The sequence below is a fragment of the Enterococcus sp. S22(2020) genome, assembly GCF_020295385.1.
Classification (GTDB): Bacteria; Bacillota; Bacilli; order Lactobacillales; family Enterococcaceae; genus Enterococcus_L; species Enterococcus_L dunnyi.
The window spans coordinates 532,967-549,490 of record NZ_JACFUD010000001.1 but is presented as its reverse complement, the minus strand read 5'-3'; the positions used below and the strand labels follow the sequence as shown (position 1 = coordinate 549,490).

Annotated in this window: 15 protein-coding genes; 11 read left to right on the top strand and 4 right to left on the bottom strand. The window is 37.3% G+C overall.

What is annotated here, in order from left to right; genetic code table 11:
- The first annotated feature begins 25 nt into the window (after nucleotides 1-25).
- Together H3T55_RS02540 and H3T55_RS02535 are read left to right on the top strand one after the other, a co-directional pair.
- Nucleotides 26-1,858 (top strand): FAD/NAD(P)-binding protein, encoded by a 1,833-nt coding sequence (locus H3T55_RS02540; protein ID WP_225532837.1) that lies wholly within the window; start codon nucleotides 26-28, stop codon nucleotides 1,856-1,858.
- 49 nt (nucleotides 1,859-1,907) lie between these two features.
- Nucleotides 1,908-2,138 carry a hypothetical protein gene (locus tag H3T55_RS02535; RefSeq protein ID WP_225532838.1) on the top strand — a complete coding sequence of 77 codons (231 nt, stop codon included), beginning with the start codon at nucleotides 1,908-1,910 and terminating at the stop codon, nucleotides 2,136-2,138.
- Between the two features lie 226 nt (nucleotides 2,139-2,364).
- On the opposite strand, the gene H3T55_RS02530 is transcribed toward H3T55_RS02535, so the two are convergent.
- Nucleotides 2,365-2,796 carry a GNAT family N-acetyltransferase gene (locus tag H3T55_RS02530; protein WP_225532839.1) on the bottom strand — a complete coding sequence of 144 codons (432 nt, stop codon included), beginning with the start codon at nucleotides 2,794-2,796 and terminating at the stop codon, nucleotides 2,365-2,367.
- Nucleotides 2,797-3,074: 278 nt separating this feature from the next.
- On the bottom strand, nucleotides 3,075-3,242 hold the full coding sequence (locus H3T55_RS02525; RefSeq protein ID WP_087639359.1) for a DUF3042 family protein: 168 nt from the start codon (nucleotides 3,240-3,242) through the stop codon (nucleotides 3,075-3,077).
- A 160-nt stretch (nucleotides 3,243-3,402) separates the two neighbouring features.
- On the opposite strand from H3T55_RS02525, the gene H3T55_RS02520 reads away from it, so the two are divergent.
- The 4 genes from H3T55_RS02520 to H3T55_RS02505 are packed head-to-tail and all read left to right on the top strand — an operon-like array spanning nucleotide 3,403 to nucleotide 8,102.
- Nucleotides 3,403-4,563: a galactokinase gene (locus H3T55_RS02520; protein ID WP_225532840.1), complete on the top strand. Its 1,161-nt coding sequence runs from the start codon at nucleotides 3,403-3,405 to the stop codon at nucleotides 4,561-4,563.
- 53 nt (nucleotides 4,564-4,616) lie between these two features.
- Nucleotides 4,617-5,606: a UDP-glucose 4-epimerase GalE gene (gene galE / locus H3T55_RS02515; protein ID WP_225532841.1), complete on the top strand. Its 990-nt coding sequence runs from the start codon at nucleotides 4,617-4,619 to the stop codon at nucleotides 5,604-5,606.
- A gap of 11 nt (nucleotides 5,607-5,617) precedes the next feature.
- Nucleotides 5,618-7,099, top strand: coding sequence for a UDP-glucose--hexose-1-phosphate uridylyltransferase (gene galT / locus H3T55_RS02510; protein WP_225532842.1), 1,482 nt, complete (start codon nucleotides 5,618-5,620; stop codon nucleotides 7,097-7,099).
- Between the two features lie 16 nt (nucleotides 7,100-7,115).
- Nucleotides 7,116-8,102, top strand: coding sequence for a LacI family DNA-binding transcriptional regulator (locus tag H3T55_RS02505; protein WP_225532843.1), 987 nt, complete (start codon nucleotides 7,116-7,118; stop codon nucleotides 8,100-8,102).
- Nucleotides 8,103-8,121: 19 nt separating this feature from the next.
- Here the strand turns inward: H3T55_RS02505 and H3T55_RS02500 are convergent, their stop codons facing one another.
- On the bottom strand, nucleotides 8,122-9,144 hold the full coding sequence (locus H3T55_RS02500; RefSeq protein WP_225532844.1) for a sortase: 1,023 nt from the start codon (nucleotides 9,142-9,144) through the stop codon (nucleotides 8,122-8,124).
- Nucleotides 9,145-9,384: 240 nt separating this feature from the next.
- Here H3T55_RS02500 and H3T55_RS02495 point away from each other — a divergent pair, with 240 nt between their 5' ends.
- From H3T55_RS02495 to H3T55_RS02480, 4 genes are all read left to right on the top strand, one after another.
- On the top strand, nucleotides 9,385-10,878 hold the full coding sequence (locus tag H3T55_RS02495; protein ID WP_225532845.1) for a helix-turn-helix domain-containing protein: 1,494 nt from the start codon (nucleotides 9,385-9,387) through the stop codon (nucleotides 10,876-10,878).
- 211 nt (nucleotides 10,879-11,089) lie between these two features.
- Nucleotides 11,090-12,844, top strand: a complete 1,755-nt coding sequence (dnaX, locus tag H3T55_RS02490; protein WP_225532846.1) for a DNA polymerase III subunit gamma/tau — start codon at nucleotides 11,090-11,092, stop codon at nucleotides 12,842-12,844.
- A gap of 15 nt (nucleotides 12,845-12,859) precedes the next feature.
- Entirely contained in the window at nucleotides 12,860-13,174 is a 315-nt protein-coding gene (locus H3T55_RS02485) for a YbaB/EbfC family nucleoid-associated protein (protein ID WP_087639367.1), read from the top strand.
- An 87-nt stretch (nucleotides 13,175-13,261) separates the two neighbouring features.
- Nucleotides 13,262-13,912 carry an HAD family hydrolase gene (locus H3T55_RS02480; protein WP_225532847.1) on the top strand — a complete coding sequence of 217 codons (651 nt, stop codon included), beginning with the start codon at nucleotides 13,262-13,264 and terminating at the stop codon, nucleotides 13,910-13,912.
- A 110-nt stretch (nucleotides 13,913-14,022) separates the two neighbouring features.
- Here H3T55_RS02480 and H3T55_RS02475 read toward each other — a convergent pair whose 3' ends face one another.
- On the bottom strand, nucleotides 14,023-15,513 hold the full coding sequence (locus H3T55_RS02475; RefSeq protein ID WP_225532848.1) for a helix-turn-helix domain-containing protein: 1,491 nt from the start codon (nucleotides 15,511-15,513) through the stop codon (nucleotides 14,023-14,025).
- A 348-nt stretch (nucleotides 15,514-15,861) separates the two neighbouring features.
- Here H3T55_RS02475 and H3T55_RS02470 point away from each other — a divergent pair, with 348 nt between their 5' ends.
- Nucleotides 15,862-16,467: a TetR/AcrR family transcriptional regulator gene (locus tag H3T55_RS02470; RefSeq protein ID WP_225532849.1), complete on the top strand. Its 606-nt coding sequence runs from the start codon at nucleotides 15,862-15,864 to the stop codon at nucleotides 16,465-16,467.
- Nucleotides 16,468-16,524 lie beyond the last annotated feature (57 nt).

The following is a 16,524-nucleotide window of genomic DNA, read 5'->3' as shown; positions in this document are numbered from 1 at the left end:
TGTATTCAGGGAAGGGAGGGATAAGATGAAAATAGCAATCGTTGGCGGAGGACCGCGTGGACTTTCAGCGTTGGAACGAATCATTGAATGGTCCAGAGATGAACAGGTAGTCCAAATTACAATGTTTGATCCTTATGGTCCAGGAGGAAAAGTGTGGCGTATAGATCAATCAACGTCACTATTGATGAACTCAGTCGTTTCACATGTCACTCTATTTACCGATGAAACTTTAAGCACAGCAGGTCCAATAGCAAAAGGCCCTAATTTATTTGAGTGGCTAAAGCAGGAAGCAATACCATTTATCAGAAAACTAAATAGCGAAAATAGTGCTTTCTTCATCGAAGAATGTGAAAGATTAGGTCCGAACAATCATTGTTCCCGAGCTTTATATGGCGTATACCAGCAATGGTTTTATGAGTATGTTCAAACACGAATGACAGAACAAACGTCAGTAAAATTTTTCAAAGATACTGTACGTGCAGTCCGAAGAGAGGGTGAACTTTTCCAAGTATACACCAAAGCTGTTGAGACAACTGCGGATAAGGTGATTTTGGCATTAGGTCATCAAGAAAATGAGCTGACAGGAGAAATGAACGATTTAGCAGCATATGCTAGTGAACACCGCTTGTATTATTCTGCGCCTAAAAATGCTGCTGATGCTCATCTAGAAGCAGTCAAAGAGCAAAAACCGCTTTTGATAAGGGGACTAGGCTTGGCTTTTTTTGACTATCTTACCTTACTGACAAGCGATCGAGGTGGCGCCTACACCGAAAAATCAGGAAAATTAGTCTATCATCCTTCTGGAAAAGAACCGAAAATCATTGCAGGAGCAAGACGGGGAATCCCATATCATGCCAGAGGATTAAATCAAAAAGGGTATGGGGAAGAATATCGGCCTCGTTTTTTGAAAGAGAAAAGCTTGAATCGATTCAAGCGTAAGCAAAACTTATCTGCAGAGCAATTTTTCTTTTTGTTGAAAAAGGAAGTTGAATTTGCCTATTATTCGGTATTGCTCAAAGAACACTATCCAAAGGTAAATAGGAGTAAGTTTACAGACGATTTTATTCGGACCAAAGGGCATGAAACTGTTCTTCAGAAATTTGGGATCAAGGAAGAAGAGTGGTGGGATTGGTCTTTTCTTGAACAACCAAAACAAGCAATCAAAAAGAAGGAGTCTTTCAAAAAATTTATACAGGACTATTTATTATGGGATGTTGAAGCAGCTAAAAAAGGAAATGTCTTCGGGCCATTTGCAACAGCTTTAGATAGTCTGAAGGATTTGCGGGATGAAGTGCGCTTTATGCTGGATCATGACCTTTTTACAGATGACGAAACGAAAGAATGGCTCTGGGATTGGTTTACGCCGTTGAATGCTTTCTTATCGATCGGTCCGCCGCTTGAGCGGATTGCCGAGTTAGAAGCATTGATCGAAGCAGGGATCGTGAATATTTTAGCAGGAGAAATGCAAATAGAAATGCGAAACGAAACATTTATCGCATTTTCTAAAGACGATCCAGAAAATGAATATGCGGCTCATTTCCTGATCGAAGCTCGTCTGCCAAAAACTGAAAATCAGCTGAGTTTAAACCCGTTAGTACAGCAACTTCTAAAAGATGGTTTAGGAACGATTCATTATTTGACCTTATCCTCTGGAGATATTTCTCCCACGGGTGCTCTTTTAGTAGACAAAAAAAACAGTCAAATGATCGGAGCGGATAAAAAGGTCATCAACGGTCTGTTCTGTTATGGGATTCCAACAGAGGGACTTCATTGGCTGACTGCGGCGACAGCTAGACCAGGTACCGATCCTTGGAATTTAAGGGAAGCTGATAGAATTGCCGAAACGATTTTTAACTGATATAGTAATAAAGCATGTGATTCGATTGATGAAAAAGGAGAGAAAGCTTATGCATAGCGGACAACAGAAATTTTTAGCGTTTTTCTTAGAAAATACATTATCAGAAAAACAAGAAGAAGCCAAAGCGATCCTTGTACAAAGTTTTGCTGATCAACAAACGAAAAAAATGACTTTAGAGGATTTCCATGCATTACAAGCAAAAGTACTGCCTTTGGTCAAACCTGAGAAACTGGATGAAGTCAAAGGAGCAATGGCGCATTTCTCAAGAAATTTATCCTAAAAAAGAGCAATACTAAAAGAGGTTGAGACAGAAGTGTTTAATCCCGAGAAATAAGAAAGAATTCACGAAAATTGTTTTGCAAATTTTTGTGAATTCTTTCTTATTTTCGAAGGGATTACTTCTGCTCTCACCGTTTATCCGGATTACAGGTGACTGGGATTTGACTCGCAGAGTTTTGTCTCAGTCACTTTTGTGATCCTAAAGACTCTCATTAGAGTTTCAACTTCTATTTTTTGATTAGATGGGTAATAGGATAAGGTTTACCAAATCCATCACGTTCATCTTCAGATTCAATAGTGAATCCATGATGTAGGTAGAACGCTTTTGCCTGTTCATTTTGGGTGTTGACGTCGATTCTTTTTATCCCATCATTGTTGATCAAATGAGTGATTATTTTGCTGCCATATCCTTTTCCAATAAAATCTGGATCTAGAAATAACATCACTAACTCATCCTCATCGATTCCGCTAAAACCGACTACACACTCTTCATCGACCCATAAAGATAAATCGACACTTGCTAAACTTTCTGGAATGATTTTTTTGTAAAAAGCCACATCTTCCTCTGATAAAAAATGGTGAGTCGCTTTTACAGATCGTTCCCACATTTCTATAATTAAATGATGATTACTATTATTTGCTGTTCGTTTTTTTAACATCGTACATCCTCCGTTATTTGATTTTTTATCCTCTCCTTTCTGTTAGTAAAGTAATTATTTTCTGAGTATAGCCCCAATTAAAATAGCTGTTCATTATAGAATCTCCTGTCTCTCTTTTATTATAATATCTATCTTAAAGCGGATTGACCGGTCTGTCAATTGATGTAAAGAATGGTAATGATTCGTTCCTATATTGGCAGATCAGGGTGGGCTGTCCAGAAAAAAAGAAACCCAGTAGCTGACGAAAGTCGTCCTTACTGAGTTTCTCGTTCTTTACTCTAACGTGAAATACGTTTGCGCATTGCTTTTTTACGGTTTTCCTCGATCATATCTTCTTTTTCTTCAATCGGATCGATGACCGTTTTTTTGATCGTTGCAGCTAAGCCGGCTACTGCGGCACAAGTAACAGCAGTTCCTACTAGCATACCAGAAATAAATTTTTTCATAATGATAATGCTCCTTTCCATTCATTTAGACACTTCTATTATGAACTAAAAGTCAAAAAAAATCCAATAGCTTGAAAAAATCAAGGTAATTAAAACTATTGATAAAATTTAGTAAATATTTTATAATAAATTTACTAAATGAAAAAGAAGGAGAATAGACATGAAAAAAGAGCTTGAGCAATTATTTCGATCCACCTTTGGAAAAGAAGCACAAGGGAATTACTTTGCTCCAGGACGAATCAACTTGATCGGTGAACATACAGATTATAACGGAGGACATGTTTTTCCTGCCGCGATCACGATCGGGACATATGGTTTGGCTGGAAAACGTGAAGATCGATCGATTCGCTTTTATTCAGAAAATTTTTCTGAGTTGGGGATCATTGAAGTTTCATTGGATGACTTGAGCTATGATAAAAGACATGATTGGACGAATTATCCGAAAGGAATGATCAAGTATTTGATCGATGCAGGCTATCAAATCGATCAGGGAATGGATCTTTTATTTTATGGAACGATCCCAAATGGAGCCGGACTTTCCTCTTCTGCTTCTATAGAGCTTTTGACGGGTGTGATTGTAAACGATTTATTTCAACTGGAGGTACCGATGCTGGACTTAGTTAAAACGGGCCAAAAAGTGGAAAACCAATTTATCGGTGTCAATTCTGGGATCATGGATCAATTTGCGATCGGTATGGGACAAAAAGATCAAGCTATTTTGTTAGATACCAACACACTAGAATACGAAATGGTTCCAGCGGCTTTTGGTGATTATGTCATTGTAATCATGAATACCAACAAGCGTAGAGAGCTAGCTGATTCAAAATATAATGAGCGGCGTGCAGAGTGTGAGAAGGCGTTGCAGCTTTTACAGATACAGTTACCGATCGACTCATTAGGTGAGTTATCAGAAGAGATCTTTGAAGCAAACAAACAACTGATTTCGGATGAACGCTTGATTCGGCGGGCGAAACATGCAGTTACAGAGAATCAACGAACGATCAAAGCAAAGAATGCGTTGGTTCAAAATGATTTAACTGCTTTTGGTCAATTGCTGAACGCTTCCCATGCTTCTTTAAGAGAGGATTATGAAGTAACTGGAGTAGAGCTGGATACACTAGTTTTTGCTGCTCAAGATCAACCAGGTGTACTTGGCGCAAGAATGACTGGAGCAGGTTTTGGCGGATGCAGTATTGCTTTGGTACAGAAAGAAAATGTTGAAGCTTTTACTCAAAAAGTGGGACAAATCTATTTAGACAAAGTAGGGTATTCGGCGGATTTTTACGTAGCAAAGATTGCTGATGGCGCAAAAAAGCAGTAAAATAGGAGCTATGTTAAAATGAAGAGGATAAGAAAATCCAAGGAGGCAATACCATGTCAATTTTAGTATTAGGCGGTGCCGGTTATATTGGTTCCCACGCAGTGGATCAATTAATTAATAAAAATTATGAAGTTATAGTCGTTGATAATCTTCAAACAGGTCATAAGCAGGCGGTTCATGAACAGGCTGTTTTCTACCAAGGAGATATTCGAGATAAAGCATTTATGCAGGATATTTTTAAGAAAGAATCGATTGACGGCGTCATTCATTTTGCAGCAAGCTCTCTTGTTGGTGAGTCGGTTGAAAAACCGTTGATCTATTTCAACAATAATGTCTATGGAACTCAGGTTGTATTAGAAGTGATGGCGGAGTTTGGTGTAAAACAAATCGTCTTTTCTTCAACCGCTGCAACCTATGGTGAACCTAAAGCAATGCCGATCGTAGAAACAATGCCTACGAATCCGGAAAATCCGTACGGTGAAAGTAAACTAATGATGGAAAAAATGATGAAGTGGTGTGATCAAGCATACGGAATGCGCTATGTTGCGTTACGCTATTTTAATGTGGCTGGGGCAAAAGCTGATGCATCGATCGGAGAAGATCATGATCCAGAGACCCATTTAGTGCCGATCATTTTACAAGCGGCATTAGGTCAACGAGAGTACTTAGGAATTTATGGCGATGATTATGATACGGCAGATGGGACGTGTATCCGTGACTATGTTTACATCGAAGATTTGATTGCTGCTCATATTGCTGCATTAGAGTATTTACAAAACGGCAACGAGAGCAATATCTTCAATCTTGGCAGCAATAATGGCTATTCAGTGAAGGAAATGCTGGAAGCAGCTCGTGAAGTGACTGGAAAAGAGATTCCAGCAAAAATTTTACCACGCCGAACTGGAGATCCTAGTAAATTGGTTGCTTCAAGTGAAAAAGCAAAAGAAATTTTAGGCTGGCAGCCTAAAGTAACAGATATCAAAGAAATCATCAAAACAGCTTGGGACTGGCATATCAGTCATCCGAAGGGCTATGAAGACTAGGAGGAACAATGATGTCGATGAGTCAAACGATTACCGACTTTGTAACACTTGCGATCCAAGCAGGCGGTTGGATGGATCTTGACCGTTTATATTTGAAAAATCGAATTCTCGGAATGATCGGAGCGGAATCTATAGAAACCGTTGCTCCTCAAGTGGTCAGTAAAAGCTCATTAGAGTTACTGGATGAATTAGTAAGCGAAGCAGTAAAAAATGGAGCTGTAGAAAATGACGTTTCTGCACGAGAGATTTTTGAAGCACAACTAATGGATTTTTTAACACCGCCGCCATCTGTTGTTAATGCACTTTTTGCTCAGCATTATGAGAAAGAGCCTGCCGCAGCAACTGATTATTTTTATAAATTGAGTAAGGAAAATGACTACATCAAAACGCGTGCGATCGCTAAGAATATTCTTTTTCCGGCAAAAACAGAGTATGGCGATCTTGAAATCACGATTAATTTATCCCGACCGGAAAAAGATCCTAAACAGATTGCAGCAGAGCGCCAAGCAGTAAAAGTTGATTATCCTAAATGCCTATTATGCATGGAAAATGAAGGCTATAAAGGACGTATCGATCATCCGGCAAGAACGAATCATCGTATTATCCGAATGAACCTTGACGGAGAGAGCTGGGGATTTCAATATTCTCCATATGCATATTATAACGAGCATGCGATCATTTTGTCAGAGGAGCATCGGCCGATGGTGATTTCAAAAGATACTTTTCGTCGTTTGCTAAAAATCACAGAAGTGCTGCCTCATTATTTTGTTGGTTCAAATGCTGATTTGCCGATCGTTGGGGGTTCTATTTTAAGCCATGATCATTACCAAGCCGGCCGTCACGTGTTCCCTATGGAAAAAGCAGACATCGAATATTATTTTGAATTAAAAGAATTTCCATTGATGAATGCTGGAATCGTCAAATGGCCAATGTCAGTCATTCGGTTGCAAAGTCCCAACTCTGAGGATCTAATCGAAGCAGCAGCATATATTTTAGAAAAATGGCGTCATTATTCCGATGAAGATGTATCGATTCAAGCCTTTTCTGAGGATGGCATCCCTCATCATACGGTCACACCAATTGCTAGACGTAAAGGCCCGTTGTTTGAATTGGACTTAGTTTTACGTGATAATAATGTATCAGCTGAGTATCCAGATGGTATTTTTCATCCTCATCAGGACGTGCAGCATATCAAAAAAGAAAACATCGGTCTGATCGAGGTAATGGGACTAGCTGTTTTACCTCCGCGTTTAAATGAAGAATTGCATGAAGTCGAAAAATATGTTCTTGAACAAGATCATCAAATGGCGGATTATCATAAATTATGGGCAGAACAAATGAAAGCAAAGTATACGTTCGATGATCAGAATGCGAAAGAAATCATTCAAGCAGAAGTGGGTCAAATTTTTGCTCGTGTCTTAGCAGATGCAGGTGTATATAAACGGACGACAGAAGGTCAGGCTGCCTTTAAGCGATTCATAAATATTTTATAAGAAGGCAGGTGAGAAAATGGCAACGATCAAAGATATCGCACAATTAGCAGACGTTTCACCAGCAACCGTGTCTAGAGTATTAAATTATGATCCTACGCTTTCAGTAGGACTTGAAACCAAACAGAAAATCTTTGAAGCAGCTGAAAAGTTGAATTACACTAAGCATAAAAAAGTAAGTAAAAAAGCGAAGGCTAAGCTTTTATTTATTCAGTGGTACGACGAAGCTGAAGAACTGGAAGATATTTATTATCTCTCGATTCGTTTAGGCATCGAAAAAAAAGCAGAAGAACTGGGGATCGAGTTGATCAAGCGTTCAATGGAAGAGCTGAATGATGAAGCTGTTGATGGTATTTTAGCGTTGGGTAAGTTTGATCAAGAACAGGCTGATGCCTTATTTGAGTTAAACAGCAACCTGCTATTTGTTGATTTTGATGCGTTAGATTGGGGCTATAACTCGCTTGTCGTCGATTTTCAGCAAAGTGTATCCACTGTTTTGAATTATTTTATTCAGCAGGGACATCAAGAAATCGGTATTTTATCTGGTGAAGAACGTACCAAAGGCTGTCTGACGCCTTTGGAAGATAAACGTCTAACGATCTTTAGAGAAATATTAGCATCCAAAGAGTTATTGAATGAAGCATATATCTTGAAAGCACAATTTACTGTCAATAGTGGGTATGAAGTGATGAAAGAGTACCTAAAACAGCATCCGAAAGAGTATCCTTCTGCCTTTTTTGCTTCAAGTGATGCACTAGCGGTCGGTGCTTTAAAGGCGATTCAGGAACTGGGTTATCGAGTGCCGGAAGATATTTCACTGATTGGCTTTAATGACATCAGTGTAGCAAAATATGTGAGCCCAGCATTGACTACAGTGAAGATTCATACTGAATGGATGGGGGAACTGGCAGTAGCAACCATTTTTTCCATTATAGAAGAAGCAGCACCAGTGGCAAGAAAAATCACAGTTGCTACCGAATTGATCAAAAGAGCATCTACGAGATAATATTCGTAGATGCTCTTTCTTATTTATAAGCAATGACAAACAAATTCACATCATCATTGATACAGCTTTGTAAGGTGATTCGTTCACCACCACCAGTACCAACCGTGAAATCCCAATAGCTTGTTCCAGTACCAATTTCGTTGCCATAATCGTCTAGCTGCAATAACGTCTGTACAGTGTAAGTTGTTGGTGCACCATTTGCATCAGTCACAACGATTTGGCTGCCTGCGCCTAAAGAAAATACATTAGAGAAGATTCCGGGATTGTGTCCGATGAAGTGAGTATTTTGTCCGTCATCTCCTGATTGGACAGCTGCACCGCCCCAAGTGGAAGCAACTCCGCCGGGATTTGAATCGATAATACTTTGACCACTGCCTTGACCGCCATTTTGATAAGGAATCGTTTGTCCATTCATCGTCAATGTCATAGGTGCATAAGCAGGAGTTGACACTGGTTCAGGGGCTGCTGTGGCAGAAGCAGCGGTTGTTTGTGCTTCAGGAGTTGGTGCGATCGTGGTATCTTCGACAGGAGCTGGAGTAACAGCAATAGGTTCGTTTTTAGCAACAATATGATAGAGTCGATCAGCATGGCCGATGTTTCCATTTTGATCTGTAACAGAAAAGTGAACCGTTTGATCGCCAATAATTGAAGTATCTAACGTATTTTCTGCTGACACTTTGGCTGTAAGATCACCATCATGATCGTCGGTTGCGCTAACGCCATCATAAATATCGATCTGTGCGTCTTGTTCGACTGTTACTTCTGAAACGTCGATCAAGGGAGCGATCGTATCTTTTTTTACATTGACTGCTACTATTTTTTCTTTCATTTGTTTTTTCTTAGGAGTTGTGATTAATTTCTTCACATCCTGATCCGTCGGTACATTTTTTATAAGGTGGATTTTTGCTGTTTTAGATGAAGGGTCCGGAGTGTTTGCTCTACTGATAGTATCTGTCCAAATGTAGCCGCCGATAAATAAGGCTACACCTAAAATAGTGATGAAACCAGCGATGATCGTTTGTCTTATTGTGTTTTTTTTCATGTCTAATCCCTCCAAAAAAGTGGTGAGATTTTCCATTTATCGATAAACTTTAAATCCTCGTTTTTTACACTTATATAATAAAAGCTGTTTTTAAATAATCCAATTGAGTTGCGCTTTCAATCAATTCAAAAAAGGGCAAAATAATGCTATACTTATTGTCAAATAAGGATTTCTTCAAAATATTCCTCATCATTGGAAAAATTTGAAGAAATGTACATTAAATTGAAAAGAGGGGGAAAAATGGAAAGATTATTGTCACCAGCAATGCACCGTAGAGTTCTGTTATTGAATTTATTGGATGAACCAAATGGATGGGTCACATCAGAAGAATTAGCTGAAAAAATCGATTGTTCTAAAAAAACAGTTATGCTGGATTGTCAGTACATAGAGGATCGTTGGTCAGATTATTTTACATTAGAAGTTTCAAGAAAATACGGTATTCGGTTGATTACATCACCATACCATTCGATTCATGATATCTATATAGAAATCATCAAAGAATCGAATGCGTTTACATTATTAGAAGCAATTTTCTTTCAGCCAAATCAGTCAGCAGCATATTGGGAAGAAAAAATCTATTTAAGTAATTCCAGCTTGTACCGTCTGTCGAATTCGATACTGTCTGCGCTGAAAGATCGAAAAATCAACATGAGCCGTTCGCCATATTATGTTTATGGAAAAGATGAACGAAAAGTTCGTTACTTTTTTACCTCGTATTTTATAGAAGTTTATGGAACCAGAGACTGGCCTTTTCCGTTTGACCGAGCAAAAATATTCGCCCTTGCGGACAAAATAGTTGCTAAATTTGATTTAGAATTGAATGATGGTCAGCTTGTTCATTTGGTCAATTCGATCGCAGTAACGATCATTCGTGAATCTCAGGGATTTTTGATCAAGAATAGAAGAGATCCCATCCACAGCTTTGTCAAAAAAACGATTGATATCAAAAAATATCAGAAAGATGTCGAAGCAATCTTAACGCCCTTAGAGATCGTTTTACCGGAGAATTGGTATGAAGATTTTTGCTATTCGATTTTTTGGTGGGATTTTGGTTGGGATAATTTACAGGAAAAAGAAAATATACTCAATCAAGGAAATGATTTAGTCGATACGATCAAGAATGCATTGAAGATCGAGATTTCAGCTGCGAGTAGAGCAAGCATCGTTAATTTAGTTGAACACATTTACGCAAAACATAAAATGTTTCCCTATAAAAAGTATATGGTATATGATCGTTTTTTATATTCAAGCAAAATAATTAGACAGACTTATGTGGTTTTAGGTGCTGTGGTAACGAAAGCATTGAACGATTTGGAGAAAAAGACGAAATTTCCTTGGGAGTCGATGTATTTTAACGAAATGCTGCATGAAATATCGATTCGCTGGGATCAGTTAACAGAGCAATCTGATGCAAAACGTCATCAAGTATCTGTTTTGGTTCTTAGTGATCTGGGAAAAGATCATGCGAAGCTGTTAGGCTCGATTTTGCATGATAATTTTAGAGATAAAATTTCAATGACGATCCAAGAATATCATTATTATGATCAACCGCCGCAAACAGAAGATAATACATTTGATTTGTACATTTCAAATTATGCACTATCTCATATAAATGAAGGGGTCAATATGATCGTAGAGGATATTCCGTCCTTTAAAAATATCATGGATCTAAGAAGTTTCATTGATAGAAAAAGATTAGTACTACCAAAAGATGTGCAATATTTGAATTCATGAGAACGATTATTTTTTTGATTTTAAAATAACGCGTGTTTGTTAACTGCTTATTAGAAAATGATCTTGGTAGATGGATCGGTTTAAGAGTAGGAACAAAGGACTTTAGAGCGGGACATAGGAAAACTATCTCAGCTTTAACATTTTTTTAATGCCTTATCTGTAAAAATCACGTATAATAGTAACTAGTGAAATTTCGAGGGAGGGGTAAATCATGGCTTATCAAGCTTTGTATCGTGTCTGGCGTTCGCAGCGCTTTGATGATGTAGTAGGACAAAAAGCAATTACTCAAACTTTAAAAAATGCCATCGTGCAAAAGAAAACCTCACATGCCTATTTATTTACCGGCCCTAGAGGAACAGGAAAAACTAGTGCGGCGAAAATTTTTGCAAAAGCCATCAACTGTAAGCACAGTGTGGATGGCGAGCCATGTAATGAATGTGAAACATGTATCGCGATCACTGAAGGTCGTTTAAATGATGTCATCGAAATCGATGCGGCCAGTAATAATGGTGTGGAAGAAATTCGTGATATTCGTGATAAAGCTAAATATGCGCCGACCCAAGCTGAATATAAAGTCTATATCATCGATGAGGTACATATGCTGTCAACGGGCGCTTTCAATGCACTATTGAAAACGCTAGAAGAACCGCCTCAAAATGTTATTTTCATTTTAGCGACGACAGAACCTCATAAAATCCCATTAACGATCATCTCTAGAACACAGCGTTTTGATTTTAAGCGTATTGGAACACAAGATATTGTCGATCATATGGCATACATTTTAAATCAAATCAATGTAGCGTTTGAAGAGCAGGCATTATATGTGATCGGTCGCGCAGCCGAAGGCGGGATGCGGGATGCTTTGAGTATTTTAGATCAAACGATTTCCTTTAGTGACGAAAAGGTCACACTGACAGATGCGATGCAGGTCACAGGTAGTTTGACGTATGAAATGATGGATCAGTACATTTCAAGCTGTACCGCGGGTGACGTCGAAAAAGCGTTGGAAACGTTAGAAAGTATTCTGGGTTCAGGAAAAGAGGCCCGACGCTTTTTAGAAGATTTACTATTATATTGCCGTGATTTATTGATGTTCCAGCAAGCACCAAAGCTCTTGGCGGAAAAAGTCGGAAATCTGACGGATCAGTTTAAAGAACTGGCTGGTCAAACTGATGCTGAAAAAATTTATCAAATGATCCAAATTTTAAGTGAGACTCAAAACGATATTCGTTTTACAAATAATGCCAATATTTATTTAGAAGTCGCAACGGTCAAGCTGGCTAAAGCAGTCAAACCTGCAATCATGACAAATGAAAATATCCCGCAGGCAGCCACTGAAGATATCAATGTACTGCAACAACAAATCGAACAGCTGCAAAAAGAATTGATTGATTTGAAGAAAAACGGTGTTGCAGCTAAAGAAGCTGAGCCTGTTAAAACGTCACGGGCCACAAGCAGTAAGAGTACTTTAAGGATCCCAACAGAAATGGTTTATAAGGTCTTGAATGAGGCAACCAAAGATCATTTGCTGAATGTTAAAAATGTGTGGGATGATCTGCTGCAAATGATGTCAGTAACGCAACGGGCAATGCTGAAGGCTAGTGAACCGGTCGCAGCAGGTCCCAAAGGTTTAGTGATTGCTTTTGAATATGAAATCGTTTGTGGACGTGCTATGGAGGACGAAGAGCTGCAATTAGCATTGCATAATAATCTTAGTCGTTTAGCTAATTATGCGCCGGAGATGGTCTGCATCACAAAAGAAAGCTGGCCAAAATTACGACAATCATTCATTAGTCAAAACAAAGACAGTGGTAATGATCAGACAGCAAACGAACAGGATGCATCAAGCGAAGGTGCTCATTTACTGACAGACGAAGAAGAATTACCGCAAGAAGTGAACAATCAAGTAGTAGACGAAGCGATTGCCATTTTTGGCTCAGAGCTCGTTGAAGTAATAAATGATTAAGAGGAGACGATAAATATGATGCGAGGCATGGGCAATATGCAAGGAATGATGAAGCAAGTCCAAAAAATGCAAAAGGACATGGAAAAAGCGCAAGCTGAATTAAACGAAAGAGAATTTATCGGTGCATCAACCAACGAATTAGTCACAGCAACTTTCACTGGTGACCGTAAAATGAAAGACATCTCTATCAAAGAAGATGTTGTAGATCCAGAAGATATCGACATGCTTCAAGATCTTGTGATCATGGCAGTCAATGATGCTTTAGCTAAAGTTGACAAGGAATCAGAAGCAACAATGGGTAAATACACTAAAGGATTACCAGGATTTTAAACGAAATAAAAACGTAGAGCCAATCGCATAACTGCATGGTTCTGCGTTTTTTTGTCTAGAAAAAGAAAATAAAAGGAGTGTTGAAGCGTGAGCTATGAGTATGTGATTTTTGATTTTGACGGAACGTTAGGAGACTCAAAAGAATGTGGGTTTAAAGCAACAGAAGAAGCATTTAAAAAAATGGGACTGACGATCCCTAAAAAAGAAACGATTGAATATTATATGGGTATACCGATTGAAAAATCATTTAAGAAAATGTCGAACCGAGCTCTTTCACAAAATGAATTTGACGAACTGCTTGGCTTATTTCGAACCAGCTACAAAGAATACGAAAACGACTATCTAAAGATTTTTCCAGGGATCAAAGAGTTACTCGCAACATTAAAAACACATAAAAAAATGATGTTTGTCGTATCGAGCAAAAAGACAGATGTACTAAAAAGAAATTTAGAGTCGTTGACTATTAGTGATTATTTCACGGAAATCGTGGGTTCTGATAAAGTGTCTAACTATAAGCCCGACCCGGAAGGTATTCATTATTTACTGAAAAAATATTCGATGAATCCAGTTCAAACGCTAATGGTAGGCGATGCTGTTTTTGATATCCAAATGGGCAAAGCAGCAGAAGTCGGAACTTGTGGAGTGACATGGGGCAGTCACGCGAAGGTAGAATTGGCGAAAGAACGACCTGATTTACTGATCGATGAACCAAAGGAACTTCTTTCTTGGATCGGTTAAAAGTGAACGACAGGGAAATAGGCAAAGTAAAGAAATCCAGAGATATAACACTATAGTGTTATATCTCTGGATTTTTAGTGCTTTTTACCTGAGCAAAGCAGACACGTTTACTATTTTTTTAGATTTTCTAATGCAGCTACAATGCTTGTTATATCTGATAATTGAAGATCAGGATGAATGAAGATGATAGGGCTCTCTTTAGAGTCAGTAACTTTAGATAGTAATGTTGAGGCGATCACAAGATCTATTTCACTACTTCTTACGAAGTCAGTTGGAGGTATAAATTTAATATTGTGAAAGGGCGATAAAATTGAAAATAATTGCTTTGATAAGATTCGTTCCATAATGATAGGTAAATCTGTTTCTAGCTTGATTTGAATGACTGAATCAAAATCAGTCAAATTACCAATGAGGGCATAAGCTTCACAAAAACGAATAGTCAAAAAATTTTTATTATCCAACAGAGTTGAAGAAGAAAAACAGCGCATTTGATCGATTTTTTCTTCTATCTTTGTATGAAGGGAAGGATAATTATCGTCAAGATGTCCAAGATAATCATAACCTGAAAGAGTCGTAGAAAAGTTTGGAAATAGACTGACCGTAGTAAATGTTGATAAAATCAAATATTTATAAAGGTTTTGATCTCGTTGTCCAATCAATGAAAAATCGGGATCAAATGTCGAAAAATATAATTGAAACATTTGATATACTTCTGTATTCTCCTGCTTATGAAAGTTAATGCATCGATCAAAAAAAAAATCAATTTGAAAGATTCTAACCCCAGTCTGAAAAAGTAAAAAAAGATAGTCTGTCTCTGGTTCAGAAAATGAAAATTTCGTCATCAATCGTCTTTTTAAAGAAGATCCCTCAAACTTAAGCGCTTGATTTAATGAATTAGAGTAGGAGGGTAAATCTGTTTGATTGACACTATTATTTTTTATAAAGCGAGCGATATTTAATGCAATGATGTAACTCCAATGCAAAATGGAGATTTTTTTTAAAGGAACAAGAGGTTTAAACTCGCGGTCAATAAACTCTAAGATTCTATGTTCATCAATATGTGGAAACGGCCACACTAGTCCTTTATATAGTTCCCAAAAAAAAATATATCCATAATATCGGATTTGAAGTTCATCACCCAAAAGAAAAATCTGTCTTCGGGAAGTCCTTATTGAAAAGGAATGAGGTAAAAATAATTTGTTTAGCTGACTTATTTTTCTTCTTACACTGCTTTCACTTACAAAGTGTTGTGTGTTGAATTGATCAATAGAAACTTGCCCCAGAATCAAAAGATCTTTTAATAAAGCTACACCAATCGATTTGTCTACATATGTAGATATAAGAGACTGATACGCAATCTTATCGCCAACAAAACGGAGTCCACGAGCTTTCGAATAAATGATTGAAACAGGGGGATTTACAGGAGATAGTTGAGGGATTTCCTCTTTCAATAGATGAATATATTTAGAGACTGTATTTCGATCTAAAGAACTATCTACAATGAGCTCTTCCATCAAATACCAATCGTTTTTACGATACAAGAGAGAAAGTAAAGTCAGTTTAGTATTGATTTCTTGGTCAAGTAATGTCTGATTTAACATATCTATCACTCTCTTTCTAAAAAATTAAACATTTACACATTCAATATGTTTGTAAATGTTTTTTTTATTTCAATAGTTTATGCTTTTTTTATCATTATATTCCCCATTGAGTAAAACATCAAAAAATTAGTTAAAGAAGTAGCTTCACTATTTCTTTTTGATTCCCCAAAAATTTGACAAGGATGGTTATCAATAATTAGAGATTCTGTGCCTATTAATTGAACGTATTACCAAAAAAAATGGTGATAAAATTGGCAAATATATTGATGCTCGCTAAAAAAATAATCTATTAGAAATTTCAAATAGATAGGTGAACAAAAAGATTGTTAAATCAATTGGAGGGATAAAATGGAAATAAGAAAAGTCATTGAACGAGCAACCCTAGATTTGTTAAAAGATACACATGTAGATCAGCTGAGCATTACAGAAATCGCAAAGAAGGCTTATATAAGTAGAGTGACATTTTATAATCATTTCGAGAATAAATATGAAGTCATAGAGTCTATATTTTGTAACTTGATTATTCGATTTGATGAGATCCAAAAGAAAAATTCAAATTATTTATTTGAGATAGATTTGAGCAATGTGGAAGAAATTAAACAAAAGTTGTATCCAAACACACTAGAAATATTAGAATACTTCTATTCAGAAAAAGGGACCATTACTATTTTACTTAGTGACAAAAGTGGTATGGATTTTATGGAAAGGCTATATGAGGTTTATTTCAAACATTTTAAAACCGCACTTCCTGATTTGTATTATTTCAAGTTTACGAGTATCGCCTTAGATCAATATGCTGTTTTCATGACGAAAGGTGTGACCGCAATTGTTGAAAATTGGTTCTATACAAAGTTTAACAGCTCTCCGGAATTTATTGCGAATAGTATTTTGAATATGTTGGCGTTTGCCCTTAATGATCTTTATTGTTCTAACTTAGTAAATATTGAGAAATAAAAATGTTTACAACTAACGTCGTGATGTAAAGGTGTTTGTTAGACGATTTATACTAAA